15 protein-coding genes are annotated in these 23,952 nt (G+C 60.7%); 7 read left to right on the top strand and 8 right to left on the bottom strand.

Annotated elements, in window-relative coordinates; all coding sequences use genetic code 11:
* The first annotated feature begins 64 nt into the window (after nt 1-64).
* Entirely contained in the window at nt 65-5,245 is a 5,181-nt protein-coding gene (locus tag AC07S6_RS22395) for an NEL-type E3 ubiquitin ligase domain-containing protein (RefSeq protein ID WP_495113074.1), read from the top strand.
* A gap of 15 nt (nt 5,246-5,260) precedes the next feature.
* Here AC07S6_RS22395 and AC07S6_RS22390 read toward each other — a convergent pair whose 3' ends face one another.
* The 5 genes from AC07S6_RS22390 to AC07S6_RS22370 form a co-directional block, all read right to left on the bottom strand.
* Nucleotides 5,261-5,746: a CS1 type fimbrial major subunit gene (locus AC07S6_RS22390; RefSeq protein WP_073845097.1), complete on the bottom strand. Its 486-nt coding sequence runs from the start codon at nt 5,744-5,746 to the stop codon at nt 5,261-5,263.
* Complete coding sequence (locus AC07S6_RS22385; protein ID WP_133633288.1) at nt 5,743-6,495, bottom strand: molecular chaperone; 753 nt, start codon at nt 6,493-6,495, stop codon at nt 5,743-5,745. The genes AC07S6_RS22390 and AC07S6_RS22385 overlap by 4 nt, the downstream gene beginning before the upstream one ends.
* Nucleotides 6,496-6,564: 69 nt before the next feature.
* Nucleotides 6,565-7,770, bottom strand: a complete 1,206-nt coding sequence (locus AC07S6_RS22380; protein WP_495113073.1) for a hypothetical protein — start codon at nt 7,768-7,770, stop codon at nt 6,565-6,567.
* A 60-nt stretch (nt 7,771-7,830) separates the two neighbouring features.
* Entirely contained in the window at nt 7,831-10,353 is a 2,523-nt protein-coding gene (locus tag AC07S6_RS22375) for a CS1-pili formation C-terminal domain-containing protein (RefSeq protein WP_495113072.1), read from the bottom strand.
* Between the two features lie 122 nt (nt 10,354-10,475).
* The gene (locus tag AC07S6_RS22370) at nt 10,476-10,973 is read right to left on the bottom strand and encodes a CS1 type fimbrial major subunit (protein WP_133633286.1); all 498 of its coding nucleotides are present in this window, start codon (nt 10,971-10,973) and stop codon (nt 10,476-10,478) included.
* A gap of 487 nt (nt 10,974-11,460) precedes the next feature.
* Between AC07S6_RS22370 and AC07S6_RS22365 the strand changes: the two genes are divergently transcribed.
* Both AC07S6_RS22365 and AC07S6_RS22360 read left to right on the top strand, forming a co-directional pair.
* Nucleotides 11,461-11,970, top strand: coding sequence for a PadR family transcriptional regulator (locus AC07S6_RS22365; protein WP_014717092.1), 510 nt, complete (start codon nt 11,461-11,463; stop codon nt 11,968-11,970).
* Nucleotides 11,967-12,734 carry a siderophore-interacting protein gene (locus AC07S6_RS22360; RefSeq protein WP_495113071.1) on the top strand — a complete coding sequence of 256 codons (768 nt, stop codon included), beginning with the start codon at nt 11,967-11,969 and terminating at the stop codon, nt 12,732-12,734. The genes AC07S6_RS22365 and AC07S6_RS22360 overlap by 4 nt, the downstream gene beginning before the upstream one ends.
* 47 nt (nt 12,735-12,781) lie before the next feature.
* Here the strand turns inward: AC07S6_RS22360 and AC07S6_RS22355 are convergent, their stop codons facing one another.
* Both AC07S6_RS22355 and AC07S6_RS22350 read right to left on the bottom strand, forming a co-directional pair.
* Nucleotides 12,782-13,408, bottom strand: a complete 627-nt coding sequence (locus AC07S6_RS22355; protein ID WP_495113070.1) for a Pr6Pr family membrane protein — start codon at nt 13,406-13,408, stop codon at nt 12,782-12,784.
* A 4-nt stretch (nt 13,409-13,412) separates the two neighbouring features.
* Nucleotides 13,413-13,646: a VF530 family protein gene (locus AC07S6_RS22350; protein ID WP_003188882.1), complete on the bottom strand. Its 234-nt coding sequence runs from the start codon at nt 13,644-13,646 to the stop codon at nt 13,413-13,415.
* 170 nt (nt 13,647-13,816) lie between these two features.
* On the opposite strand from AC07S6_RS22350, the gene AC07S6_RS22345 reads away from it, so the two are divergent.
* From AC07S6_RS22345 to AC07S6_RS22330, 4 genes are all read left to right on the top strand, one after another.
* Nucleotides 13,817-15,835: a TonB-dependent receptor gene (locus tag AC07S6_RS22345; RefSeq protein ID WP_495113069.1), complete on the top strand. Its 2,019-nt coding sequence runs from the start codon at nt 13,817-13,819 to the stop codon at nt 15,833-15,835.
* Between the two features lie 467 nt (nt 15,836-16,302).
* Nucleotides 16,303-18,720 carry a glucose/quinate/shikimate family membrane-bound PQQ-dependent dehydrogenase gene (locus AC07S6_RS22340; RefSeq protein ID WP_014717088.1) on the top strand — a complete coding sequence of 806 codons (2,418 nt, stop codon included), beginning with the start codon at nt 16,303-16,305 and terminating at the stop codon, nt 18,718-18,720.
* Between the two features lie 167 nt (nt 18,721-18,887).
* Nucleotides 18,888-19,733 (top strand): 2OG-Fe(II) oxygenase, encoded by an 846-nt coding sequence (locus tag AC07S6_RS22335; protein ID WP_495113068.1) that lies wholly within the window; start codon nt 18,888-18,890, stop codon nt 19,731-19,733.
* A 34-nt stretch (nt 19,734-19,767) separates the two neighbouring features.
* Nucleotides 19,768-21,177, top strand: a complete 1,410-nt coding sequence (locus tag AC07S6_RS22330; protein ID WP_490614186.1) for a pyridoxal phosphate-dependent decarboxylase family protein — start codon at nt 19,768-19,770, stop codon at nt 21,175-21,177.
* Between the two features lie 125 nt (nt 21,178-21,302).
* Here AC07S6_RS22330 and AC07S6_RS22325 read toward each other — a convergent pair whose 3' ends face one another.
* Complete coding sequence (locus AC07S6_RS22325) at nt 21,303-23,639, bottom strand: putative bifunctional diguanylate cyclase/phosphodiesterase (RefSeq protein ID WP_495113067.1); 2,337 nt, start codon at nt 23,637-23,639, stop codon at nt 21,303-21,305.
* Nucleotides 23,640-23,952 lie beyond the last annotated feature (313 nt).

Here is a 23,952-nt window from a genome sequence, read left to right as displayed (position 1 = left end):
TCATGAGGGTGATTAGTGTAGATCGGGTTGACCACCCCACTACTCATCTCAAGGCAACACAACCATGTTCTTCGAACGCCCCTCCCCACACGCTGCGAGCCATGCCCAGAAGGGCATGCACTTTGATGTTATCCAGCGCTCCATTCCACATTGGCTCAGCGCGACCACGCTGACACGCGCTCGCGCACTGAAAGCCGCAAGCCCTTTTGTCTACACCCGACTCAAGTCGCTCGACACGCGCGCAGATACGGTTTCCACAGAGGCCATGGCCGAGCAGTGGACCGCCAGGAATGCCTTGGATGAACACTTCAAATACATCAAGGACGTGTACTCATTCGCAGAGCCTCTGCTCAAAAAGGCCTTGCGTGAATACGGCGACATTGATGTAAAAAACACGTTCATTCGCCTGTATGCCCCCGCCGAAGAAAGCTGGTGGGTCATTGGCGTTCAGAAAGGCGTAACCAGCCGGACCGTGACACTACTGGATGCCGCTCTGCATAACTTTTCCGCCAGCGAGCAGTTTGCCGACTATGGGTTCTTGTCCAAGCCCGACGCCCGCGGCCAGCAGGCCATCCTGACGTTCACCTCCAATACCAGCGGCCAGCCCCTGACCGCGCAAGTATTCAAAAACCTGTGCCGCACCCTGGATATAGGCCGCCAATACCAGACACGGTTATTGCGCACCCTTGGCTTCGGCAATCAAGTCCAGGCCGATACGCTACGGCGCAAAGTGATTGCCTGCGACAAGGCCACGCTGAAAAACGCCACCTGCATCGCCTGGTCGCAGCAGCACATTCAGGAGGACGCCCGACGTTTGCTGTTCGATATTGTCGAGGGCAAGCCCGACCCAGCGTTGGACGGCATACCGGTGGAGTACTACAACCTCAGCCTGCTGGATGCCCGGCTCAGCGGTATCGTGCTGATTGCCGCGCCACAGGGCAGCGACAAACACATCGAACGCCTGATTGCCTATGTTCCTGAAGACCCGGAGCATCCGTTGAAGGAGTACCCCTCGCCGATTGAATTCATGAATGAGTTGACGCGCCAACTGCGCGACAGCACCGCCACCCTGGATGCCCACGGCCAAGCGCCTGCAAAGACCACCTACCGGCAGTTTTTCAGTCGATTTGTCGACCATAAACAACGCGGGCATTTTTTTGCCGAGCTGCAAAGCCGCCTGTTCAAGGTGCAGTGGCACGAAAAGAAGCGCACCGATAGTGGCCCCAGTTGGCAAACCATCGCAGTGGACACGCCGCGGTTGCACTTCAGCGTGCAAAACATTTTTGACGACCACGAGAACCGAGCGCCTTCCGGGCATTCGGAGCCTGACACGCTGTGGCACTACCTGTACCGGGTCAACGTCAATAAAATTGTCAACGATACCCGGGAAGTGGCGATCAGCACCGCTTACGCCGACTTGATGGCGCGCTGGGCCTGGTGGGATAACCTGGGCAAGATCCTCTCGGATATTTTCAATGCGGCGCTCCTGGTGGTCACCCCCTTCGTACCGTTCCTGGGGGAGTTGATGCTCGCCTACACCGCCTACCAGGTGGCCAGCGATGTGTTCGAAGGTATTGTTGACTGGGCGCAAGGCAACGGACTGGAAGCCATCGGGCATGTCATGGACGTGGTGGAAACGGTGGTGCAACTAGGCATTTGGGCGGGGGCCGGCACCGTCGGCCAGGCTGTCACCCTCAAGCTGTCGCCCTTCGTCGAGGGCCTGCACCCGGTGACGCTGGATGGCGGTGAAAAGCGCTTGTGGAACCCCGATCTTTCGCCTTACCAGCAGAACATCAGCCTGCCCCAAGGCATCGCCGCTGATACACAGGGTTTGTATCAGCATGCCCAGAAACACTGGCTGGCCCATGCCGACCATCACTACCTGGTAGAACCGGACCCGCAGTTGCCTCATCACCGAATCGTGCACCCCAGCCGGCCACACGCCTATCAACCGAAAGTGCGCTTCAATGGTCATGGCGCCTGGGTACATGAAGGCGAACAACCGCGCAGCTGGGACGATCACACGCTGATGCGCCGCATCAGCCCCGCCACCCAGGCGCTCACCAACGAGCAGCTTGAACAGATCCGTATCATCAGCGGCAGCGAGCCAGACCATTTGCGCCACATGTATGTGCGCAACCAGCCGTCCCCGCCGCTGCTGGCCGACAGCATCGAACGCTTTAGCGCAGACCGTTTCGCCCAGGCGTCTGTCCAGAAAATACGTACGGGCCAGACACTCGCCCCCTATTCCTACTGGTTCGAACAAGCCGTTACCGACCTCCCCGGCTGGCCGCCGAGCAAAGCCCTGGAGGTGTTTCACAACAGCGATCTGAGCGGCGAGTCGCGCAAATACGGCGATACCCACGCCGCGCCAGCCGATACCCTGCGCATCAGCCTGGCTGACGTGATGGCTGCCAGGCTACCCGAGCGCGTGCTGGATTTTCTGGACGAACATCAGGTCAATACGCTGTTGGGTGAAACCTTGCCCCAGGCTCAACAGGCCCAGGCACTGCGCAATAAACTGGCGAACTACGTAGAGGGCTATGGCGGGCATGTCGCTAAAAGTCATTACCAATTGGGCCAAACCAGCAGCGACCCACACGTGGCCCTGTTGCGCCAGGACTTTCCCGAGCTGGCGCTGAGCAGTGCGAACGCGTTGCTCAAGCAGGCCTGGCCTGAAGAAACAACGGTGATGAACGACACACAGCGCCTGCCCCTGCGCCTCAAAAGCCTGGCACGGGAGTTGGACTTCGACCATCAGGCCAGCCGCGCTGTCGAAGGGCTATACCCTCCCCGGCAACCTTCGGCGCACAGCGAACGGTTGGTGCTCAATACCCTGCGCCTGCACAGCGACGTGTTCAGCCATCTGAAAATCGACATCCGGGACAACAACCCCACCGGCGCGTTGCGCTGCAGCGTCGGTGAAGCCGACGCGCCGCAGACCCGCACACTGGTACGCAGCGCAGACGGCACCTACACCGTGTTCGACGCCGATGCCAACCCACTCAACCCTGCCACCACGCTGTACGAGTCCCTGCTCTGGACCCTGGCGCAGGATCCGCAACGCGCCCCGCCCTACGCCGTCGGCGAAGGTGAACAGCTCAGGCAGTGGGTGATCGAACATAACCAGGCACCGGCCGAGCGACGCCTGGCATTGGCCGAACCGCCCTTACGCATGCGGCCCGCTCCCGAGACCGAGGTGCTGCTGGGCGGAGGCGCATCCTGCAAAATGTCCCGGGTCGACAGCTATGACATGCAACCCAAAACCATTGAAGAACGCATCAAACAGCTACTGCCCGCGATGAGCAACGACAGCGTTCGACGCTTATCAATCACGATGAGCACAGCCGAAGGCGAGCAAACGCTGATGCAGATGGAGTCGCAAAAACAGCAGTTGTTCAATCAGCTCGACGCCTACATAAAGGGGCCGACGCCCAGGGCGGGCACGCTGTTGGAGCCGGAAGTCCGCAAACGCCGGGCGCAAGTCGCGACCCGCCTCTATGATGGCTGGAGCAATGGCCTGACGGTGCATCTGGACGAAAGCTTCGAACACCGCGGCGGTATCGCACTGGACTTGTTCAATACGCCCATGCCCGACGAACTGCCCACCCTTAACGTGCCACTGAACCACATCAGCGACCTGGACCTGCGCGGTTGCGATTTTTCCGATCGCCACGCCGCCTTTCTCGACAACTTCCCGCATCTGCGCGACCTCGACCTGAGTCATAACCACCTCACCAGGCTGCCAGCGACCCTTGGCAAGCTCAAACGCCTGCGACGCTTGCACCTGGAAAAAAATGCCATCGTGCTGGACGATGCGGCCATTTCAACCCTCGCACGGCTCAAGCGCCTCAAACAGCTTGAAATGGCCGGCAACCCGCTGGGGCAAGCACCGGATATCAGCCAGATGCCGGCGTTGACCTTGCTGAACCTGCGCGATACGCAAATAAAGGAATGGCCCGCCGGGCTCGTGGGCCAGTCACGCGCGCGCGGATTCCAGCTGGACCTGAGCGAAAACCCGATCACCCAGTTGCCCCATGTCGCGCCGGCTTCGGATGATGCCGACATCATTGCCCGTACCCGTCTGGACCAGAGCAGGCTTACCTCGGATTTTCAGGACCTGCTCGCCGAATACCGCGAGTCCGTGGGGCTGGACCCGCTGCGTATGTACGCCCCTAAAGGCGAGAGCGGCCCCTGGCTGACAGACATCAAGCCTGAAGAACGCGAACGCCATCGGCAACTGTGGGACGCGATTGAAAAAGAGCCAGGCTCCCAGGGCCTGTTTGAAGTAATCAAGTCCCTTGAGGAGCCGGACGCATTTCAAACCGAGGAAGACCGTTTGGCCTACCAGAGCAATCAGTCTGAATTGAGCCAGCGGGTCTGGCGCTTGCTAAGGGCGGTCGAGGCCGACAGCGAGCTGCGCGAGCGCGTGTTCAAGGATACTCGCTACCCCGGATTGTGCCCCGATGCGGGCGCGCTGATCTTTCAGAAACTGGGCGTCGAAGTGCTCGCCAGCGAAGCCCACACCACCAGCACTTCACCGCAGGAACTTGAGGCCAGGTTGGCGGTACTCGCCCGCGGAGCCGCCCGGGACGCCTATATGGGCAAAGCCATCAGTGAAGATATCGCCCACCGCCTCAAACCCAAAGACCAGGGCGGGCTGGGGCAACGGCTATGGTCGCAGGTGATCGACGGCGAACATGGGGAGGTCGACGAGGCCGGTATTCATCTGGCCTATCGCAGCAAGTTGGCAGACCGGCTGGATCTGCCGTGGCTATCGACCCATATGACTTACCGCACGCTCGCTGACGTGACACCCGAGCAGATCGAAAAAGTGGCCGGCGCGGTGGCCAGGCTGGAAGAGGGTGACGGGCTGGTGAACCAGATGCTGCTGGACAAAGGTTGGGAGCGCTACCTTGAACAACACAACCCCACCGCCAAATGGAACAACGACACTGCGTTCGACCTGAAATTTGCCCAGCTTGAAGAGTTGCAGACGCTGCAAGATCAATACGCCCAATCACAGGACTTGCCCGAGACCGACCGGCAAGCCCTGCAGGTCAAACTGCGCAGCCTGGCGCAGGCCCTGGAAGTGGACGAAGCCGGCGTGTTATCCGGCAGCCCCATGAGCGCAACCCAGTACGCTGCAACACTCAACGAGCTGGGATATCGTCACAACCAGTGGCTGCGGGACCTGACCCGCGAGGCGCTGAGCCGGGCGGGGGCACGTAAAAACCGGGTTTGATAGCGAATCGCAAGGTCAAGGCGCTAGAAAGTCAAACATCAGATGCACCGTGCCGTAGTAGGCCCCGCCCTGGTAACCACCCTGCGGCTCGATCGCCGAAATATCCAGCTCGACGCGCCGGCCCATGCCCGCTTCGTCAGCGCTGAGTACCTGGGTCGAGTCCAGGGTCAGGGGCACCCGGTTGAACAGCACGCGCAAATCGATACGGTCATTGCCGCTCAACAGATAGGGAACGTCTCCCAGGCGTGCCGCAACGCCGCCATTGAGATTCTTGACGTCGAAGTTCTTGCGCAGGCGGCCAAGCCGGGAGGTCGCCAAATCCCAGGCCAGCAGCTGATCCTGCCCCATCCAGTCGGGTTCGGAAGGCAACACATAGGCTTCGTGGATCGGGATGGTCACCGACACATCAAAGCTCTGGCGCTCCTGAAACGCCATCGCTTGCCCGCCCAGGGTCAACGGCACCATCAGCGCCGCCAGTCGCGTCAATTGTCTAAATATCATCGGGTGACCTTCATCGGTTTTTTGTCCCGGCCTTCCACCAACTGGAAGCTGAATTGGCGTTCGACTTTCTTCTCGAATACCAGCTGGCGGCCAGGCAGGATGTGGTGCTTGGTGGTGGGTTCACAGTCGGTTTTGTTTGCCACTGAACAGTCCCGGAACTCATCGAGCACGACTGTACTGTTGCCGGCATTACGCAGGGTGTACTGGCTGGCGGTCTCGCTGATCTGCGTATCGAAGCGGGTATCCTTGGGGCGCACGAAGAACACCGTGCCATAGCCCGCCATGACGTTGACCCCGGCTGCCAGGTCTTTTTTGTATTCGCTGCGCTCTGCGTCGGTGACGGCAAAGTCATCTTCCTTTTCCGGCACGACGGGGATAAAGCGCACACGAAAGTAACGCTCCTTGTCACGCTGGCCCATGTACAACAGACGGGTGCCCTGGCGCCCACCGGCCGGCACGATCAGGCGCGCCGGGCTGGCCATCAGGCCGTCGCGATTGGTGGTGCTGCCCTTGGCGTCGGTCATCGAGGCGACCGGCACTTCCCGAGAGGTACCGTCGGCGTTATAGATAATCTCCAGCACATTGACCTTGATGAACGCGGTGCTGGTGCCGCCGTTGAATACCCGCTTGAGGTAGGAGCTGCGGTCGCCTTCCAGGTAGTCGTACACGACGCCGACGTTGATTGCCGGCCCCGCCTGTGCCGTCAACGACATCAGGAAAAGCCCGGCCCATAGCACTGCATGTTTCATAGTTGATTACGCCTTGTTGATTGAACGCGGCCCGCCACGACAGCGGGCCGATGTGCGGGCAAAACCCGCCTAGACTTCCGAATCCCAGACCACGGTGACCACCCCTGAATAGGTACTGCCGGGGTGCTTGAGCATGTCGCCCACGTCTTCCTTGTCGACTTGAAAGTGCAGCGTGCCGGGACGGTTGTTCACGTAGTGCACCGACTGGATCAACTCAGTGCCCACCCCATCCAGGCGCAACGCTCGCCTGGTCACGGGTTCGCCACGCTGGTTTTGCAGGCCAAAGGGCAAACTGACCGCGACCTGCAACGGCACCTCATCCCCTGCGCCGTTGCGCAGGCCGCAGGTGTTGCCGATCGCCAGCCCGCATTCAAGGTTCATCTTGAAACGCCCGCTGGAGAAAATGCTGAAGGTCTGGTCACGGGACAATCGCGAGGGCTGCCGCCCGCGGTTGAGCCAGGCTTGCCAGCCGCCTTCGGGGAGCAGTTCGACACGGTTGCCGCCGGGTGGCAACGTGACCTTGAGGATGTGCTCGACTTGCAGGGTGAAGTTGAAGGTGGCGATGTTGTCACTGGGGATCATCACATCACCGAAATCAAAGTCACCGCCAGGCCCCATGCTGTAAGTCAACGACCCGCGATACTCGCCGGCCGTCATGGTCAATGGGTTGGGCGTTCTGAGCTCGTAACCGTATTCCATATAGCTGTATCTGAGCCATGGAATGTCGTACCCCGGCGTGAGGCTGCACGCCCCGGCATTTTCAGGAACGCTCCAGAAAAACAACCCGAAATTGATCCATGCCGCGTGATAGCCCAGCCCAACACACGGCGGGGCGCCAGCCTTCCAATAGAAATCCCAGGGTTTGCCGGCAAACGTCCATGCACTGACGCCAGGAGGATAGGCAATGTCCCAGCGGGTCCCTACTCCCGCAATACGCATTTGCACAGTGGCCATCTCGCCTGTGCCCGTGTGGATCACCTGCACGTCGCGCCACGCTGAAGGCACCTTGAAATAGGCGCCCTGCCGCGGGTCGGTATGCCCGGCTGCAATTGGCGTCGAAGAGGCAGCCCGAAAATCCGTGTTGCGGATGCTGAAGATGTTCAGCGCCTCGCATCGCGTCGGTATGTGCCACGCGCATACGCCACTGTGCACCGTGGTGTTCTTGAACTTGTTACTCATCGGGTTCGTCGGATCAGGGCGAAACACGGCGGTGATGTCCTCAACGAACGCCTGCGCCGTCAAGCTCGTACAGCCGAGTGCGAGTGCCAGGGGCATCGGCCTCAACAGTGTTTTTATTGCAGTGATAAAAGTCATCGAATCCCATCCAAGCCGCCGTCAACCGGCGGTGTCGGCCTTGTGGTTAGCTTCAGCCAGCGTGTCCGGCGTGCAGCGCAGATCACCGATCATCAACACATCGTTTTCATTGGTCGTATGCCTCGGGTCGAGGCGGAACTGGCATAGCAACTGGTTCTGGTAGCGCACTTGCAGGGTCGGTGAACTGGAACTCATCTCCATGGAGAAAAACCCGTCCACTTCGCTGACGCCACGGCTGGCGTGGTTGATCACGTGATGCCCCTTGAGCGGCGCGCCTCGCCCGTCGAGCAGACGACCCAGTACGGTGACGGTTTTCATCACGGTGACCTTGCGGTAGTCCACACCGCCCTTGTTCAAGTGGTAACTGGAACGGGTGGGCTGGATATTGGCCGCCGGCGGGTGGTTGCCTTCGAAGTCGAAGCTCACGCTGCTACTCTTGTAGGCCGAAACCGGCACATAGTTGCGCCCTGGCCGCAACACGGCACTGCCGCCGCCCAGGTCGTCGGCGCGCAGGGCAATTTCATCGAGGTCGGTTTCCACGTCGATGATCATGCCCGCACCGTTGCCCTGGTACTGGCTGCTCAGCAACATCTTGCCGGCGCCCGCGACGAACGTGCTGTTGAGGTTCAAGCCACCGCTGAGGTCGCCGTTGAAGGAGCTGCGCTGCACAAAGCCGTCACCACTGACCGCGTCGGTATTGAAGCTGGCCATACCCGACAGCCCCACGCCGTAGGTGTCAGAGATCGCCGTGGCCGAGACGCTTTGCAACACATGGTCGGTAAGGTCTTGGCGAATCGTCACCGAAGCGTTGTTGTCGCGCCCACCATCACGGGCGGTGCGGGTGCCGACGCTGCCGGAAATCTGCCGGCCGTCCGTGCCCAGGTTCATGCTCAGGGTCACGTCCACGCCACGGTTGCGTTGATCGTTGGTGCCGCTGCTGCCCGGTCGGTCGAATACCGAGAAACGCCAGTTGGCATCACTGCCGAACAGTTTGTCGTGGCGGCTCCAGCCCAAGTCCACGCCCGCCCCTTCCACATTGCCCTGGCTGTGGGAAACCCGCAGGTTCAAGGTGTTCTGCGCGTCGAGGCGGTGGTTGACCGACAGCGCTGAATTGCTCGCCTGGCCGACGAAGGTGTTGCGCCGCAGACGTGTACCGTCCGGGAGGGTTTCGTAGGTGTCGCGAGTGTCGAGCCAACTGCGGTTATGGCTGAATACCAGGTTGGTCGCACCGAAACTGTAAAGCCCTTGCAGGTCCATGCCGGTGCCATGTTCCTGGGTTTGATACAGGTTGGCGTAGAGGCTGGTATTGCCGGCCACGGTCCAATCCACCGAGCCGCCGTACTGCAGTTGCTCGCGCACCTGGCGAGCGGACAGGCCGAGGATCACGCGCGGATGCACCAGGTAGTTGAGTGACGCACCGGCGGTGATCGCGCCGGAGGCCTGCTCATCCCAGTTGCTGAACAGCTTGGTCTCGCGCCCGGCAAACAGGTTGTAGCGCCACGGGTCGTCGGCGTTGCGCCAGTTGCTGGGCTTGTACACCAGTTCCTGGCTGGTGCTGGTGGTGAGGCCGTCTTCCACCAGGCGCACTTCGACCTCATAGATGCCGCCCGGCAGTGGGCGGGTATCCAGGGTTTGCAGACCGGCCGTCACCGACTGGGTGTTGATCAACAAGCCATTGCGATAAATCTCTACCGCCGCCTGCCGGTTGGCGGTGACGTAGATCGGGTACACGCTGGGCTTGGAATCATTGATCGCCAGTGTGTCGGAACTGCCATACATCACGCCCAACGCCGTATCGGGGCTGGCGCCGAAGCTGCGCAGTTGACGGGTGAGGCCATCGGAATTGGGGGTGAAATGGCCCAGGCGGAAAAACTGCCCCTGCAGTTCGCGCTGGGTGTACAGCTCGTGGATTGCATGACGCATTTGCGCCTCATCGCCACTCTGGCGGGCCAACTGCAGGTTGAACACCTGGCTCCAGTTACCCACGCTGGAACTGGCTTGCAGGCCATAGCGTCCGCCGAGGCTGTCTTGCTGGCTGCCATTGAGGTTGAGCTGGTTATTGATGATCAACCCCAGGCTGCCGCCTTCCGGTTGGTCATAGAAACGCGGAGTGTCGTCTGCCAATTCGACGTTTTGCGTCAGGATCGACAACTGCGAGCTTTCGAGGTTGTAGTACGCCGAGATCATTTTTTCCGGACAGGACTGAGTGCAGGCGCCCAGCGGCACGCCTTTTTCCAGCACGGCCTGCCAGGTGTCGCGGGTGGCTGCCGGGACTTTACTGTCACCGGTATCGGTAAATTCCAGAAGGGTCACGCGGTCGTCTTGAGACAACACGATCAAGGCTTCGCCGAGCAGTTGTTGGTCCAGGTCCACTCGCACCGCCAGCGGCACATCAAAAAAATGGTCGGCAAACCCTGCGGGCAAGCCTTCGGCCTGAGAAATCAGGCTGCCGGGGGTGGCAGCGCCAGAAGTGGCGGGCGCTGCCAGGGCACTCGTACACATCAACAGCGCAAGCGCTGCCGCGATAGGCGTCATCGGAAACATGAACGGAATACTCGGAATGCCAGGGCCAAAAATGAAAATCAGGTCGGCAGACCGAGGAGGGAAAATCAGCCGACCTGCAAGTCATGCAAGTAATGCCCGTGCGTTGCGGGCATTTACAGGTTTCAAGGCGTTGGCAAAACCGCGTCGAACACCACCGGCATCACGGCGGTGTAAGAGCCGCGCTGTGTGGCCGATGGCTTGGCTGCGACGATGCGCATTTCCGCACCCACGCCAGGGGTGGAATCGGCTTCATTGACCACTTCCTGGGGGGTGCCGGTCAGCGTGACGCCATTGAGGCTGGTGGTGAGCGGGATGTTCTGCGCCGCGTCACCGTTGAACAACACAGCCGGGCCACCTTCGATGTAGGCGTGAACCGAACCGTTGGTGTTCTTGATGTCGTAGATGGCGCTCAACGGAGCCAACTCGCCGCTGACCAGGTTGTAGCTCATGGTTTCGTCACGGCCCCAGTTCGGATCACGCGGTTGTGCGTGGAACACGGTAGTCGGGATGTTTGCCTTGAGGTTGACGGTATGGCTGGCTTCGCCGGCAGCAGTAGCCGTTACCGAGGAAGACAGCGCCAGAACAGCCAGCGGAACAGCAACAGCAAACTTCTTGAACATGATCAATACCTGCGGTTATCAACATTGATTGGTTCGTCGCCAAGTAATACCTCAACAACGAATTGCGCTGACGGTTAGTTGAACCGCACAACGCCAAACAATCATCCACTCAAATAAATAACCGATATGCAGGGAACTTCTCACAAGAACGTAGCCCTTGTAATCAGGGCTTGCGCGAAAAAGATGGCACTTTGACCAAACTTAAAAAGTGGCTGTAAGAATTGGACTACTTAAGCACTAATTACGCCAGACAAATTAACTGTAAGAACCGGACTACAAAAAAACAAGTTAACAAGATAACTAAACGCATTGGCATGTTTTGAGCATTGGCTCTAATTAAAGTTATAACTCTAAACTCTGTATTCGTCTATGCACACAGTGTGCGATCCCATGACAGCGCGCCACGCCGTGACCGTTGGTCGCCCTGAGCTACCGCCGGCATAAGATATATCTTAAGTTATATCTAAACGTGAACCGAGGCCCACACATGAAGCACGATCATCGTGGCGAATTTGAAAAACGGGGTGGCCGTGGCCCCCGGGTGTTCGCCCCAGGCGACCTCAAGCTGCTGCTATTAGCCCTCATCGCTGAACAGCCCTGCCACGGCTACGACCTGATCCGCCGCATCGAGGGCTTGTTCGACGGCGCCTACAGCCCCAGCCCCGGCGTGATCTACCCCACCCTGACCTTTCTTGAAGAGAGCGAGTTGATCAGCGGCGACGCCGATGGCGGAAAAAAGCGCTACACAATCACCGACGCCGGTCGTCTCTTCTTAAGCGAGCAAGCCGTTGCCCTGGACGGCGTGCGCATGCGTATCGATGTCAGCAAGCGCTCGCTGCGCGGGCACGACCGCCCACCCGAGATCCACGAGGCGGTGCACAACCTGCGCCATGCCTTGCACTCACACCACGGGCACTGGAGCCCGGAAGAAATCGTTCGTGTCGCGGCGCTGCTCAACGGCACCGCCCAAGCTATTGCCGACGGGAGAGATCAATGACCACACAAGCCATCCATCGCGTGACCCACGACATCAAACGCCGCCGCCTGCAAGTACTGCGGGTGGTGGATATCACCCCGCGTATGCGCCGTATCACCTTGGGTGGGCCGGAACTGGCAGGTTTCATCAGCCTGGGCAGCGACGATCACATCAAACTGCTGTTCCCGCAGAACGCCGCCGAACAAGCGGCGCTTGAAAGCCCGACGTTCGCCATCAAGGGCGACGGCCCGCAACCCGCCATGCGCGACTACACGCCACGGCGTTACGACCTGGACATCGGCGAGCTGGACATCGACTTCGTGCTGCACGGCGATGGCCCTGCCTCCACCTGGGCCGAGCAGGCACGGGTCGGTCAGCACCTGTATATCGGTGGGCCAAGGGGTTCGATGATCGTGCCGGACATCTTCGACAGCTACCTGCTGATCGGTGATGAAACCGCCCTGCCCGCCATCGGTCGACGCCTGGAAGAATTACCGGCCGGGCGCAAGGTGCTGGCGGTGATTGAAATCGCCGATGCGGCGGAACAACAGGTGCTCGGCAGCGCAGCCGAAGTCGAGGTGATCTGGGTTCTGCGCGGCCACGATGACCTGCTCGATGTAGTGCGCAACCTGACGCTGCCCAGCGGGGCGTTGTACAGCTTCGTCGCCACCGAAACCAAGCTGTCGCGCCAGGTACGGCGGGTGCTGCTGGATACGCACAAGGTCAACGAGGAATACCTCAAGGCCGTGGGTTACTGGCGTACTGAGGGCAGCGACGAAGAATAAATAAGGTGGGAGCTGGCTTGCCAGCTCCCACCTTAATGGTGCTCACTTTAAATCGAGGGGGATTTGAGGTGCTTGTCCAGGCCAATGATCGCCAGCGCGATGACGATGAACCCTGCCAAAATCCCTGCGGCATTCACAAACACCTGTGGATAACCGAGGCTGTCCACATCCATGAACGGGTACTGATACTGCCCGAGCATATGCCCCCGCAGCAGCACATAACCGAAGTACACCAATGGGTAGATCACCCAGCCGGCAATGTGTTTGAGCCGCAACGTACCCTTGGGCACACACCGCCACCAATACACCACAAACAACAGCGGCATGACGTCGTGCAGCAACTCATCGGCGATAAATTGAAAGCCTTGCGGGCTCCACAGATGCCGCAGCAGCAGGTTGTAGGCCAGGCTCACCACCACGATGCTCGCGGCAATCGCGCTACTGATGCGGGGCGCGAGGAAAAACCGTTTGGCGGCAGAGTCGCGCTTGACCAGCGCGTAGCTGAACACCACGACCACCAGGGTATTGGTCAGCACGGTGAAGAAGCTGAAGAAACTGATCAGGCCGCCCAGCAAGCTCGCGCCACTGGTCCAGCGCGAATAGAGAATCAGGTATTGCTGGATCGCCAACCCCACCCAACCGGCCAAGGCTGCCGTCGCGACAAAGCGCTTCATGCTTTCAATCCAAGGGGCGCTTGGTACGCATCAGCTTGACGTACAAACCTTCGACCTTTTCCCGCGCCCACGGGGTTTTGCGCAGGAAAGTCAGGCTCGACTTGATGCTCGGGTCACTCTTGAAGCAGCGGATATCAATGCGCTCGGCCAAGCCGCTCCACTCGTAATGCTCCACCAGGGTGGTGAGCACGTGTTGCAGGGTCACACCGTGGAGCGGGTCGTTGCTTGTCGCGGTCATGCCAGGCCTTTTGCAAAAAGAGGAAACACAGCCGCGCACCTTAGCCGACGGGGCGTGCAGGTGGAAGCATCGCATTGAATATAGCCCGCCAGGAAAAGTTCCCCTTCTACACAAAAAAGAGATGTTATATTGTAACTTAAATTATCAGTCATTTTGCCCAGGAATCTCCGATGTCGCTGCCTTCTCTCTGGCGCTTGTCGCCCCTCGCCGCCGCCCTGTTGATTGGCTCCCAGGCCCATGCCCTGGAACTGCCACCCCAAGTGATCACTGGCAACCCGCTGGGCAGCGAACAGCTGGCCTCGCCCACCACTGTGCTGACAGGCGATGACCTGACCCTGCAACAAAAAGGCAGCCTCGGTGAAACCCTGAACAAGCAGCCGGGTGTGTCGTCTTCGTACTTTGGCCCGGGGGCCAGCCGCCCGATCATTCGCGGCCAGGACGGCGACCGCATTCGTATACTGCGCAACGGGGTGGGGGCACTGGATGCCTCGTCGCTGTCCTACGACCACGCGGTACCGCTGGACCCGATCAACGTTGACCGCATCGAAATCGTGCGGGGCCCGGCCGCCCTGCTGTACGGCGGCAGCGCCATCGGAGGGGTGGTCAACACCTTCGACAATCGCATCCCCACCGAGGCCATCGAAGGCATCCATGGCGCTGGCGAGTTGCGCTACGGCGGTGCCGACACCACCCGCAGCAGCGCGGGCAAGTTGGAGGCCGGCAACGGTACCTTCGCTTTGCATCTGGATGCCAATGGGCGCGAGTTCAATGACTTGAAAATCCCAGGTTATGCCCGCAGCCGGCATGCACCGGAGAGCGAGAACGGCCCCGGCAAAAACGGGCGCCTGGGCAACAGCAATGGGCGCCAGGACGGCGGTGCGGTGGGCGGTTCCTACACTTGGGACGATGGTTATGCCGGGCTGTCCTACAGCAATTACGACAGTAACTACGGCTCACCCGCCGAGCAGGATGTGCGCATCCGCATGAAACAGGACCATTACGCCTTTGCGTCCGAGATCCGCAACCTGCAAGGGCCGTTTACCTCGGTGAAAATAGACGCCGGTTACACCGACTACGAACACCGGGAAATCGAAGGCGGCGAAACCGGCACCACCTTCAAGAACAAAGGCTATGAAGCCCGCGTTGAAGCCCGACACCAGCCGATTGCCCCGTTCGATGGCGTGGTCGGCGCCCAAGTGACGCGCAACGAATTCTCGGCCCTGGGCGAAGAAGCTTTCGTGCCACAGAGCGACACCAACGCCGGCGCGCTGTTTATCCTCGAAGAAATGCAAGCCACTGAACGCCTGAAACTCAGCCTCGGCGCACGCGTGGAACACACCAGCGTCGACCCGAACGCCAAAGGCAACGAGCGTTTTGCCAATGCCGACAAGAGCAATAACTTCACCGCCGGCAGCTTGTCGTCTGGCGCTGTCTACACCCTTACGCCGGTCTGGTCCCTGGCCGCCACCCTGGGCTACACCGAACGCGCACCGACCTTCTACGAGCTGTATGCCAACGGCGCCCACGTCGCCACCGGCACCTATGAGTTGGGCGATGCCAACCTGAAGAAAGAAAAAGCCGTGTCCAGCGACCTGGCGCTGCGCTTTGACAACGGCACCCACAAGGGCAGCTTTGGCGTGTTCTATAGCCGCTTCTCCAATTACATCGGTTTGCTCGGCACTGGCCGTACGCTAAACGACGAAGGTGAAGGGGACGCGGGCGGTGTTCCCGAGTACGAATATTCTGGCGTACGAGCACGCTTCGCCGGCTTCGAAGCCCAGGATCACTGGAAGCTCGGCGAAGGCGCCTACGGCAAGTTTGCGCTGGAACTGTCGGGCGACTACACCCGCGCCACCAACCTGGACACCGGCGAAGCCTTGCCACGCATTGCGCCTCTGCGCATGAGCAGCGGCCTGCTGTGGGAACTGGATCGCTGGCAGGCGCGTATCGACGTGGAACATGCCGCAGGCCAAGGACGCGTGCCGGATAACGAAAGCGGCACCGATGGCTACACCACCCTCGGCGCCAGCGCGGGGTATCGCTTCAATGTGGGCGGCAGCCAGTGGCTGGCCTTCGTCAACGGAGAAAACCTGACCAACCAGACCGTGCGCTATGCCAGCTCGATCCTGCGCGATATCGCGCCGGCGCCAGGTAGAAGCGTGCAGTTCGGCGTTCGCACTACCTTCTAATCATCACCGAAAATCCCCTGTGGGAGCGGGCGTTGGGTCAGTCAACATCAATGTTTGCTGGGCCGACGTCTTCGCAGGCAAGCCAGCTCCCACATTTGAACGTCGTTGCGTTGAGCATTGCGTTCGCTTGACTGATCGGTATTGGGGCGACTATCTGTCACTGTTACCAAAACTGAAATGATGCATCTTGCGATTCACCCTTTCTCAAAACGCCCCGCCGCATTATCCTTCGCAACAATCTGAAACGCTTCAGCTCCCGGTCGACTCCTTTTGCCGAATCTCTTTTTGCTCAAAGACAGCGCTGTCTTAATCCGACCTGCGCTCGGGAGTTTATTGCCTGCCTGTGGATAACCCGGTTATCCACAGAAAAAACCAAAAATAACGATGAACCAAGCCCGAGCCGAATCGTCATCTACAGTGAGTGAAGCACGGGGTTACATAATTCCAACGTAACGGAGAAACACACTATGAGCACTGATGGTGCCTCAAGCCCAAGCCGCCTGTTGCCCAGGCTGCTAGGCGTCTTGCTGCTGATCATGGGGCTGGCCTTGCTGGCTGGCGGCGTCAAGCTGAGCATGCTCGGCGGGTCGCTGTACTACCTGCTCGCCGGTATCGGCATCACCCTGACCGGCGTGTTGCTGCTGGCCACCCGCCGCGCTGCGCTGGGCTTGTACGCCCTGGTGTTGTTCGCCAGCACCGTGTGGGCGCTGTGGGAAGTCGGCCTGGACTGGTGGCAGTTGGTGCCGCGCCTGGCCCTGCTGTTCGCCTTGGGCATCGTCATGCTGTTGCCGTGGTTTCGTCGTCCGTTGCTGCGTGGCCAAGCGGCCCCGCTGGGTACCGGCGCGCTGAGCGTTGCCGTGGTGCTGGCGGGCGCGACCGCCCTGGCCAGCCAATTCACCAACCCAGGTGAAATGGTCAAGACCGGCCAACTGGACCGCGACGCGGTGCCGGGTATGGCCAGCGCTGCGCCAACCCAGGCCGATGGCGACTGGAACTCCTATGGCCGCTCGGCCTTCGGTGACCGTTACTCGCCACTGGCACAGATCACCCCGGAGAACGCCCATAAACTGGTGCCGGCGTGGACTTATCGCACGGGCGACATCCCTGGCCCAGGCGATCCCGGTGAAACCACCGCGGAAAATACCCCGCTGAAAGTCAATGGCATGCTCTACGTGTGCACACCGCACAGCCAAGTGATTGCCCTGGACCCGGATACCGGCAAGGAAATCTGGCGTTTCGACCCGAAGATCACCACCCAGGGTGCTGAGAGCTTCAAAGGTTGGGCGCACATGACTTGCCGTGGCGTGTCGTACCACGATGACGCCGCCTACGCTTCCGAGCAGAGCCCGACTGGCACTGCCAGCCCGGCCGCCGCACCGAATGCCTGCCCGAAACGTATCTTCGTGCCGACTGCCGACACCCGTCTGATCGCCCTGAACGCCGACACCGGCAAGATGTGCGAAGACTTCGGTGACAAAGGTCAGGTCGACCTGCGTGCCAACATCGGCAGCTTCGCCCCAGGCGGTTACTACTCCACGTCGCCACCGGCCGTGACCAAGAACCTGGTCGTGATCGGCGGTCACGTGACCGACAACGTTTCCATCGACGAGCCAAGCGGCGTGATCCGCGCGTTCGACGTGCACACCGGCAAGCTGGTGTGGAACTGGGACAGCGGCAACCCGGACGACACCACCCCGTTGGCCGAGGGCAAGACCTACACCCGCAACTCGCCGAACATGTGGTCCATGTTCGCCGTGGATGAAAAACTCGGCATGCTCTACCTGCCGATGGGCAACCAGATGCCCGACCAGTACGGCGGCGACCGTACCGATGAGTCCGAGAAGTACGCCGCGGGCCTGACCGCCCTGGACATCGACACCGGCCATGTGAAGTGGACCTTCCAGTTCACCCACCACGACCTGTGGGACATGGACGTGGGCGGCCAGCCTTCGCTGATCGACATCAAGACCGCTGCGGGCGTGAAGCAGGCAGTGATGGCGTCGACCAAGCAAGGCAGCATCTACGTGCTGGACCGCGCCACTGGCCAGCCAGTGGTGCCCGTCAATGAAATCCCGGTGCCACAGGGCGCAGTGGCGGGCGACCGCACCTCCCCTACCCAACCCAAGTCCGACCTGAACTTCATGCCGCCGCCGTTGAAAGAACGCGACATGTGGGGCGTGACACCGTTCGACCAGATGCTGTGCCGGATCGACTTCAAATCCATGCGCTACGACGGCCCGTTCACACCGCCGTCCCTGCAAGGTTCGATCGTGTACCCAGGCAACTTCGGCGTGTTCGACTGGGGCGGCATCTCGGTTGACCCGGTGCGCCAGATCGCCTTCGTGAACCCAAGCTACATGGCGTTCAAATCGAAGCTGATCCCGGCTGCCGACATTGCCAAGCAAGGCCCACGCGTCAGCGAAACCGAAGGCGTGCAGCCGAACAAAGGCGCCCCGTATGGTGTGATCCTTGAAGCACTGCTGTCGCCGATGGGCCTGCCGTGCCAGGCACCGGCCTGGGGCTACGTGGCGGCGGTCGACCTGACCACCCACCAGACCATCTGGATGCACAAGAACGGCACCGTGCGTGACAGCTCGCCGGTTCCAATCCCACTGACCATGGGCGTGCCTAGCCTGGGCGGTACGTTCACCACCGCCGGTGGCGTCGCGTTCCTCAGCGGCACCCTGGACCAGTACCTGCGTGCCTATGACGTGAAAAACGGCAAGCAACTGTGGGAAGGCCGCCTGCCTGCAGGCGCGCAAACCACCCCGATGACCTACACCGGCAAGGACGGCAAGCAATACGTGCTGGTCATGGCGGGCGGTCACGGTTCCCTGGGGACCAAGCAGGGTGACTATGTGATGGCGTTCAAACTGCCGGATTAAGCAACGCTGGCGGTACAAAAAAGCGGCGGCCCGAATGGGCAGCCGCTTTTTTTTGCCTGCCGAAAATGCCCCAGCGTTTCCCCTCAGCCCTTTAAAACTAATTTAGTGCGCACGCCCTGCGTAATACAAAAGGCGTACGGATAAAACTTTAAAGGGAGCTTCACTGCATGACGGACCATGTCGCTACAAAACCGATGCTTTCCACCCCCACAAAAATTCTGGAGCTTGAACACCTCAATACTGCCAGTTTGAAAAAACTCATCAGTGGTGAAGTGCTTGCCATTCGGGTACCTGAATTTGCCAACGCAACCACCAGCGCACGGTTGATTCAGGCCATCGACGAGACCGCCACCCTGGAACACTACGGCCATGAAACCTACGAAGAGGGGCGCGTCGTTCAGCACTTCTACGGTGTGCATCGCTGGGGCACGCCGTTCAACTCCACGTACGGCAAGGCCGCCGGCGGTGACGCCCAAGAAAAATATTATGCAGACGCGGCCCGTATGCGCGGCCTTATCGGCAGCCTCTGTGCGCCGCAAACGCCGCCCATTCAACAGCTGATGGAACAGTTCCAGGCGCTCTGGCCGCAAGGTGCAACAGCCGCTGCGTTCCAGGGCCGACCGATGTTTTGCGGGATCATCCGCGTCATGTTCCCGGAGACGGCGCACCTCTCGGAAACGGTGCCCCATGTGGATTGCCTGCCCCGCACAATCGCTGACCTGCAGCATCAATTCAGCGCCAATATCTACCTGCAAACACCGCCTTCGGGGGGCGAGTTGATCATCTGGGATACCCAAGCCTTTAGCTATGACGAGGTCAAGCGCTTCGAGGGTGCCCAACTGCCCGAACAGTGTTTACAAAAACCGCTGCGCATCCGCCCACGCCAGAACGAATTGGTGCTCATCAATACCCGCCGCCCCCACGCCATCTGCGGGTTCGATTCGGGAAAACGCGTCAGCATGCAGTCGTTTATCGGCTATACCCCCGGCGAACCGTTTTACTTCTGGTGCTAATACTTTTATTGCTCGTGCACATGGACGTTTATCTATGACCCCCGAAGAATTCCGCCAACATGGCTATGCCATGATCGACCTGATTGCAGACTACCGACAGAACATCGAACAACGCGGCGTGCAGCCCACCACCCAACCTGGCGAGATCAAAGCCGCCCTGCCGGTCAGCCCGCCTGAAACCGCCGAACCGTTCGAACAGATCATGGGCGATGTCGAAAAACTGATCATGCCCGGCTTGCTGCATTGGCAGCATCCCAGTTTCTTCGGGTTCTTCCCTTCCAATGTGGAACTGTCCTCAGTGCTGGGCGATTGCCTGAGCACCGGCCTGGGTGTGATTGGGTTGTCCTGGCAATCCAGCCCGGCCCTCACCGAAATCGAGGAAGTCACCACCGATTGGCTGCGCGACATGCTCGGCCTGGGCAGCACGTGGAGCGGTGTGATCCAGGACTCTGCGTCCACGTCCACGCTGGTGGCGCTTATCAGCGCCCGGGAACGCAGCTCCGATTACGCGCTGATGCACAACGGCCTGCAAAACAGCGGCGCGCCCCTGATCGTCTACACCTCAGCCCATGCCCACAGCTCGGTCAACAAGGCGGCGATCCTGGCCGGATTCGGCCAGAACCATATCCGCACCATCGCCACCGATGCACACAATGCAATGTCGCCCCAGGCACTGGCGCACGCCATCGAACAGGACCTGGCCGCCGGCAACACGCCCTGCGTGGTGATTGCCACCACCGGCACCACGGCCGCCATGGCGATCGACCCTCTGGCGGCCATTGGCGACCTGACCCAACGCCACGGCCTGTGGCTGCATGTAGACTCGGCCATGGCTGGCGCCGCGATGATCCTGCCAGAATGCCGGGCCTTGTGGGATGGCATCGAAAAGGCTGACTCCCTAGTGCTCAACCCGCACAAATGGCTGGGCGCGGCCTTCGATTGCTCGGTGTACTTCGTGCGCGACCCCGAGCATTTGATTCGCATCATGACCACCAACCCGAGTTACCTGCAGTCCAGCGCAGACGGCCAAGTGCGAAACTACCGTGACTGGCGGATCTCTCTGGGCAGCCGTTTCCGCGCCTTGAAGTTGTGGTTCCTGATACGCGAGCAAGGCGTCAGCGGCCTGCAAGCGCGGTTGCGGCGAGACCTGGCCAATGCGCGCTGGCTGGCAGAGCAGATCGAAGCCACTGAGCACTGGACACTGGTGGCCACGCCCGCCTTGCAAACCCTGTGCATTCGCCATGAACCGCCGGGTTTGGAAGGCCAGGCACTGGACCATCACACGCGAGCCTGGGCAGAAAAACTCAACCAGTCAGGCGATGCCTACGTCACCCCCGCCATCCTCGATGAGCGCTGGATGGTGAGGGTGTCCATCGGCGCGCTGGGCACCGAGCATCAGCATGTCCAGAGGTTGTGGGTGCGATTGCAAACCCTGGTCGCTTGAACGCTGCCAAAGTAGCCCCCCTGTGGCGAGGGAGCTTGCTCCCGCTGGGCTGCGCAGCGGCCCGAAAATCCTGGGAGCGCTTCGCACTCCAGCGGGAGCAAGCTCCCTCGCCACAGTCAAACTGTCTAGGTTGGCACCTGCTCACGCCGCATCCACCGCTCGAACGCCAAGGCATTGAGCGGCCGGCTGATCAGGTAGCCTTGGGCCGTGTCGCAGTTCCAGCGTTTGAGCAAGGTGAGGCTGTGCTCGAACTCCACGCCCTCGGCCACCACCTTGAGCCCCAGGCTATGACTCATCTCGATGGTGGAACGCACGATCACGCCGTCGCCGCTGGTGCTGTCGAGGTTGCGCACAAAGGACTGGTCGATCTTCAGCTCTTGCACCGGTAGGCGCTGCAATTGGGCGAGGGACGAGTAGCCGGTGCCGAAATCATCCACCGACAGGCTGATTCCGCAATTGCGCAGCTGCTCCAGCACGCTGAGGGCCTGCTGCGGGTTGTGCATGATGGCGCTCTCGGTGATTTCAAAAATCAAATGCTCGGCGTCCACGTGGTATTGGGCCAATAGCGCAGTGACGCGAATCGCCAAGTCATCATCCGCCAAGTCGTTCACGGAGATATTCACCGACAGCTGGATAACCAGCCCACGCTGCGCCCATTCGGCAATCTGGCGGATGGCTTCCTCGATCACCCACAGCGTTAGCGCGCTCATGCTGCCGGTGCGTTCGGCCAGGGGAATGAACTCCCCGGGGGCCACTTGCCCCAGCGTCGGGTGCTGCCAACGCAGCAAGGCTTCGGCCTGGCCCACGTGCCCGTGCCGCAGGTCGAGCTTGGGTTGGTAGCACAGGAACAACTCGCCTTCGATCACGGCGCGGCGCAAGTCGCGAATCAGGGTGATCTGGCGTTGGTGGGCGAGGTCGCGGTCCGGTTGGTAGATCTGCAAATGCCCCGGCAGGTTGGCCGCGTCGTGCCGGGCGATGGCCGCGCGGTTGATCAACTCTTCCACCTGCTGCCCATCAGCAGGGTACGCGGCGATGCCGATGCTCACTTCATGGCGCACTTCGTCATTGCCGATGCGCAGGGGTTCGGTCAACGCCCCATGCAACTGGTCGGCGCGGGCCACGGCTGAGTCGATCTCGGTGTTTTCCAGCAACAACAGAAACTCACTGCCGGCGATGCGTGCTGCGGTGTCGCTGGCCAACAGGCTGCTGGACAAGCAGCGGCTGGCCTCGCACAACATGTGCTCGACACCTTCGGGGCCAAACCCTTCGTTGATGACCCGGTAGTTTTCAATCCCCACGTACAGCAACACCACCGGCCGCCGTGCGCTGATCGCGCTGCCCAGGCGCTCCATGGCCAGGGCGCGGTTGGGCAGGCCGGTGAGCGGGTCATGCAAGGCATTGTGGGCCAGTTGCCGCTCGCGCAGGGCGATGCCGCTTTGCATGGCATTGAACGCACGCGCCAGCAGGCCGAACTCGTCGTGGCTGCGCACCCGCACCGGGGTGCGGTAGTCACCGGCCCCGATCCGTTCAGCGGCTTGCACCAGCGCATTGAGGGGGCGTGACACTCGCCGCGCCAGGAATAATGCCACCGCCAGCGAGACCAGCAGCACCGCCAGGGCAATCCCCATGAACTGCCGGTCCAGCGGCGCGAAGGATTCCAGCGCATGGTCCAGCGGGCTTTGCAGCAACACGCGCACTTCATCGCCTTCGCCGCTGTTGGCCAAGGGCAACACCTGGCTGAGCACACGCTGACCATGGAACAGCTGGATCTTCGCCTCAGGATCGACCTGCGTGCCATGCAAGAGGCTGATGATGCTTGGGCGCCAATTGCCAGGGTGGGTGGTGAACAGCTGACCGAGATGGCCGTCCTGCACACTGAGGAACGACACCTCCAGATTGCTCATGGAGCGCAGTTCATGGGCGAATTGCGTGTCCATGGGAAAGCCCATGACCACGCGTGCGATCGGCACAGGCCCGAGCACATCTTTTTGCACCAGCAAATAGGGGCGCCCGGCCATGGCGACGATCAACATTTGCTGGCCGCTGCGCCGCGCCTTGCGCAAGGCATCGGCATACGGGAACAGCTGGCCGCGCGTCTGCATCAGCAGGGTGCTGACCATGACCCTGTCATCCAGGCCCAGCACCATCACTTCGCTGGAACTGACCCCGGTGCCATGGGTGCCCAGGGCCTCCAGGATCGGCAGCGTCCGGCCGCCGGCCACCGCCTGCTTGAACGGCCCATCGGCGGTGAGCCAGTCCAACCCGTACTGCAAGCGCCGCCCGCGCAGGTCCAGCAGGCGCTCGAACACCTGCCGCCCCGTGTTCAGCTGTACGTCGGCCTGGTTCTCCACCGCCCGAGTGGTGGCAGCGTTCACGGCAAAATAGGTGGCGGCCACGACCACCAGTAACAACAGCGCCAGCACCCCGGCTATGCGGGTCTGAAACGTGTGGCGCCAATGCATGGCCGCGCCCTCGGGCCGTGCTCGTCGCTCTTGGCCGTGCTTTCCTTGTGTCATACGCGTCCCTGCCGACTGCTAACCGGCGTCAAAAAAACATCCTTTTTTATCGGATATTTTATTTAAGCAGGTTAGCTGGGACTTAGGATAAGTAAACCCAATAAAAGCTGGGTTTAGCCGTCACATTATTGACGATCAGTTCGAAAAGCGGAGGGGTAAAGTACGTTGACCGCAACTCTCCCGTTATTTCATGCAAATTGTTGCTAACGACGCCCCCCCATTGAAACCACCGCAACCCCGCCCCATCTAACCTGCATAC

The organism is Pseudomonas sp. GW821-FHT07B01 (genome assembly GCF_059419065.1).
This window is presented reverse-complemented; position numbering and strand designations above follow the sequence as displayed.

What these genes read in the sequence shown, in the direction of transcription:
- AC07S6_RS22325 (WP_495113067.1), bottom strand. Translation starts at nt 23,639, where the DNA reads ATGCATTGGCGCCACACGTTTCAGACCCGCATAGCCGGGGTGCTGGCG.
- AC07S6_RS22395 (WP_495113074.1), top strand. Translation starts at nt 65, where the DNA reads ATGTTCTTCGAACGCCCCTCCCCACACGCTGCGAGCCATGCCCAGAAG.
- AC07S6_RS22355 (WP_495113070.1), bottom strand. Translation starts at nt 13,408, where the DNA reads ATGAAGCGCTTTGTCGCGACGGCAGCCTTGGCCGGTTGGGTGGGGTTG.
- AC07S6_RS22380 (WP_495113073.1), bottom strand. Translation starts at nt 7,770, where the DNA reads ATGCCCCTGGCACTCGCACTCGGCTGTACGAGCTTGACGGCGCAGGCG.
- AC07S6_RS22385 (WP_133633288.1), bottom strand. Translation starts at nt 6,495, where the DNA reads ATGAAACATGCAGTGCTATGGGCCGGGCTTTTCCTGATGTCGTTGACG.
- AC07S6_RS22350 (WP_003188882.1), bottom strand. Translation starts at nt 13,646, where the DNA reads ATGACCGCGACAAGCAACGACCCGCTCCACGGTGTGACCCTGCAACAC.
- AC07S6_RS22375 (WP_495113072.1), bottom strand. Translation starts at nt 10,353, where the DNA reads ATGTTTCCGATGACGCCTATCGCGGCAGCGCTTGCGCTGTTGATGTGT.
- AC07S6_RS22345 (WP_495113069.1), top strand. Translation starts at nt 13,817, where the DNA reads ATGTCGCTGCCTTCTCTCTGGCGCTTGTCGCCCCTCGCCGCCGCCCTG.
- AC07S6_RS22390 (WP_073845097.1), bottom strand. Translation starts at nt 5,746, where the DNA reads ATGATATTTAGACAATTGACGCGACTGGCGGCGCTGATGGTGCCGTTG.
- AC07S6_RS22335 (WP_495113068.1), top strand. Translation starts at nt 18,888, where the DNA reads ATGACGGACCATGTCGCTACAAAACCGATGCTTTCCACCCCCACAAAA.
- AC07S6_RS22360 (WP_495113071.1), top strand. Translation starts at nt 11,967, where the DNA reads ATGACCACACAAGCCATCCATCGCGTGACCCACGACATCAAACGCCGC.
- AC07S6_RS22365 (WP_014717092.1), top strand. Translation starts at nt 11,461, where the DNA reads ATGAAGCACGATCATCGTGGCGAATTTGAAAAACGGGGTGGCCGTGGC.
- AC07S6_RS22330 (WP_490614186.1), top strand. Translation starts at nt 19,768, where the DNA reads ATGACCCCCGAAGAATTCCGCCAACATGGCTATGCCATGATCGACCTG.
- AC07S6_RS22370 (WP_133633286.1), bottom strand. Translation starts at nt 10,973, where the DNA reads ATGTTCAAGAAGTTTGCTGTTGCTGTTCCGCTGGCTGTTCTGGCGCTG.
- AC07S6_RS22340 (WP_014717088.1), top strand. Translation starts at nt 16,303, where the DNA reads ATGAGCACTGATGGTGCCTCAAGCCCAAGCCGCCTGTTGCCCAGGCTG.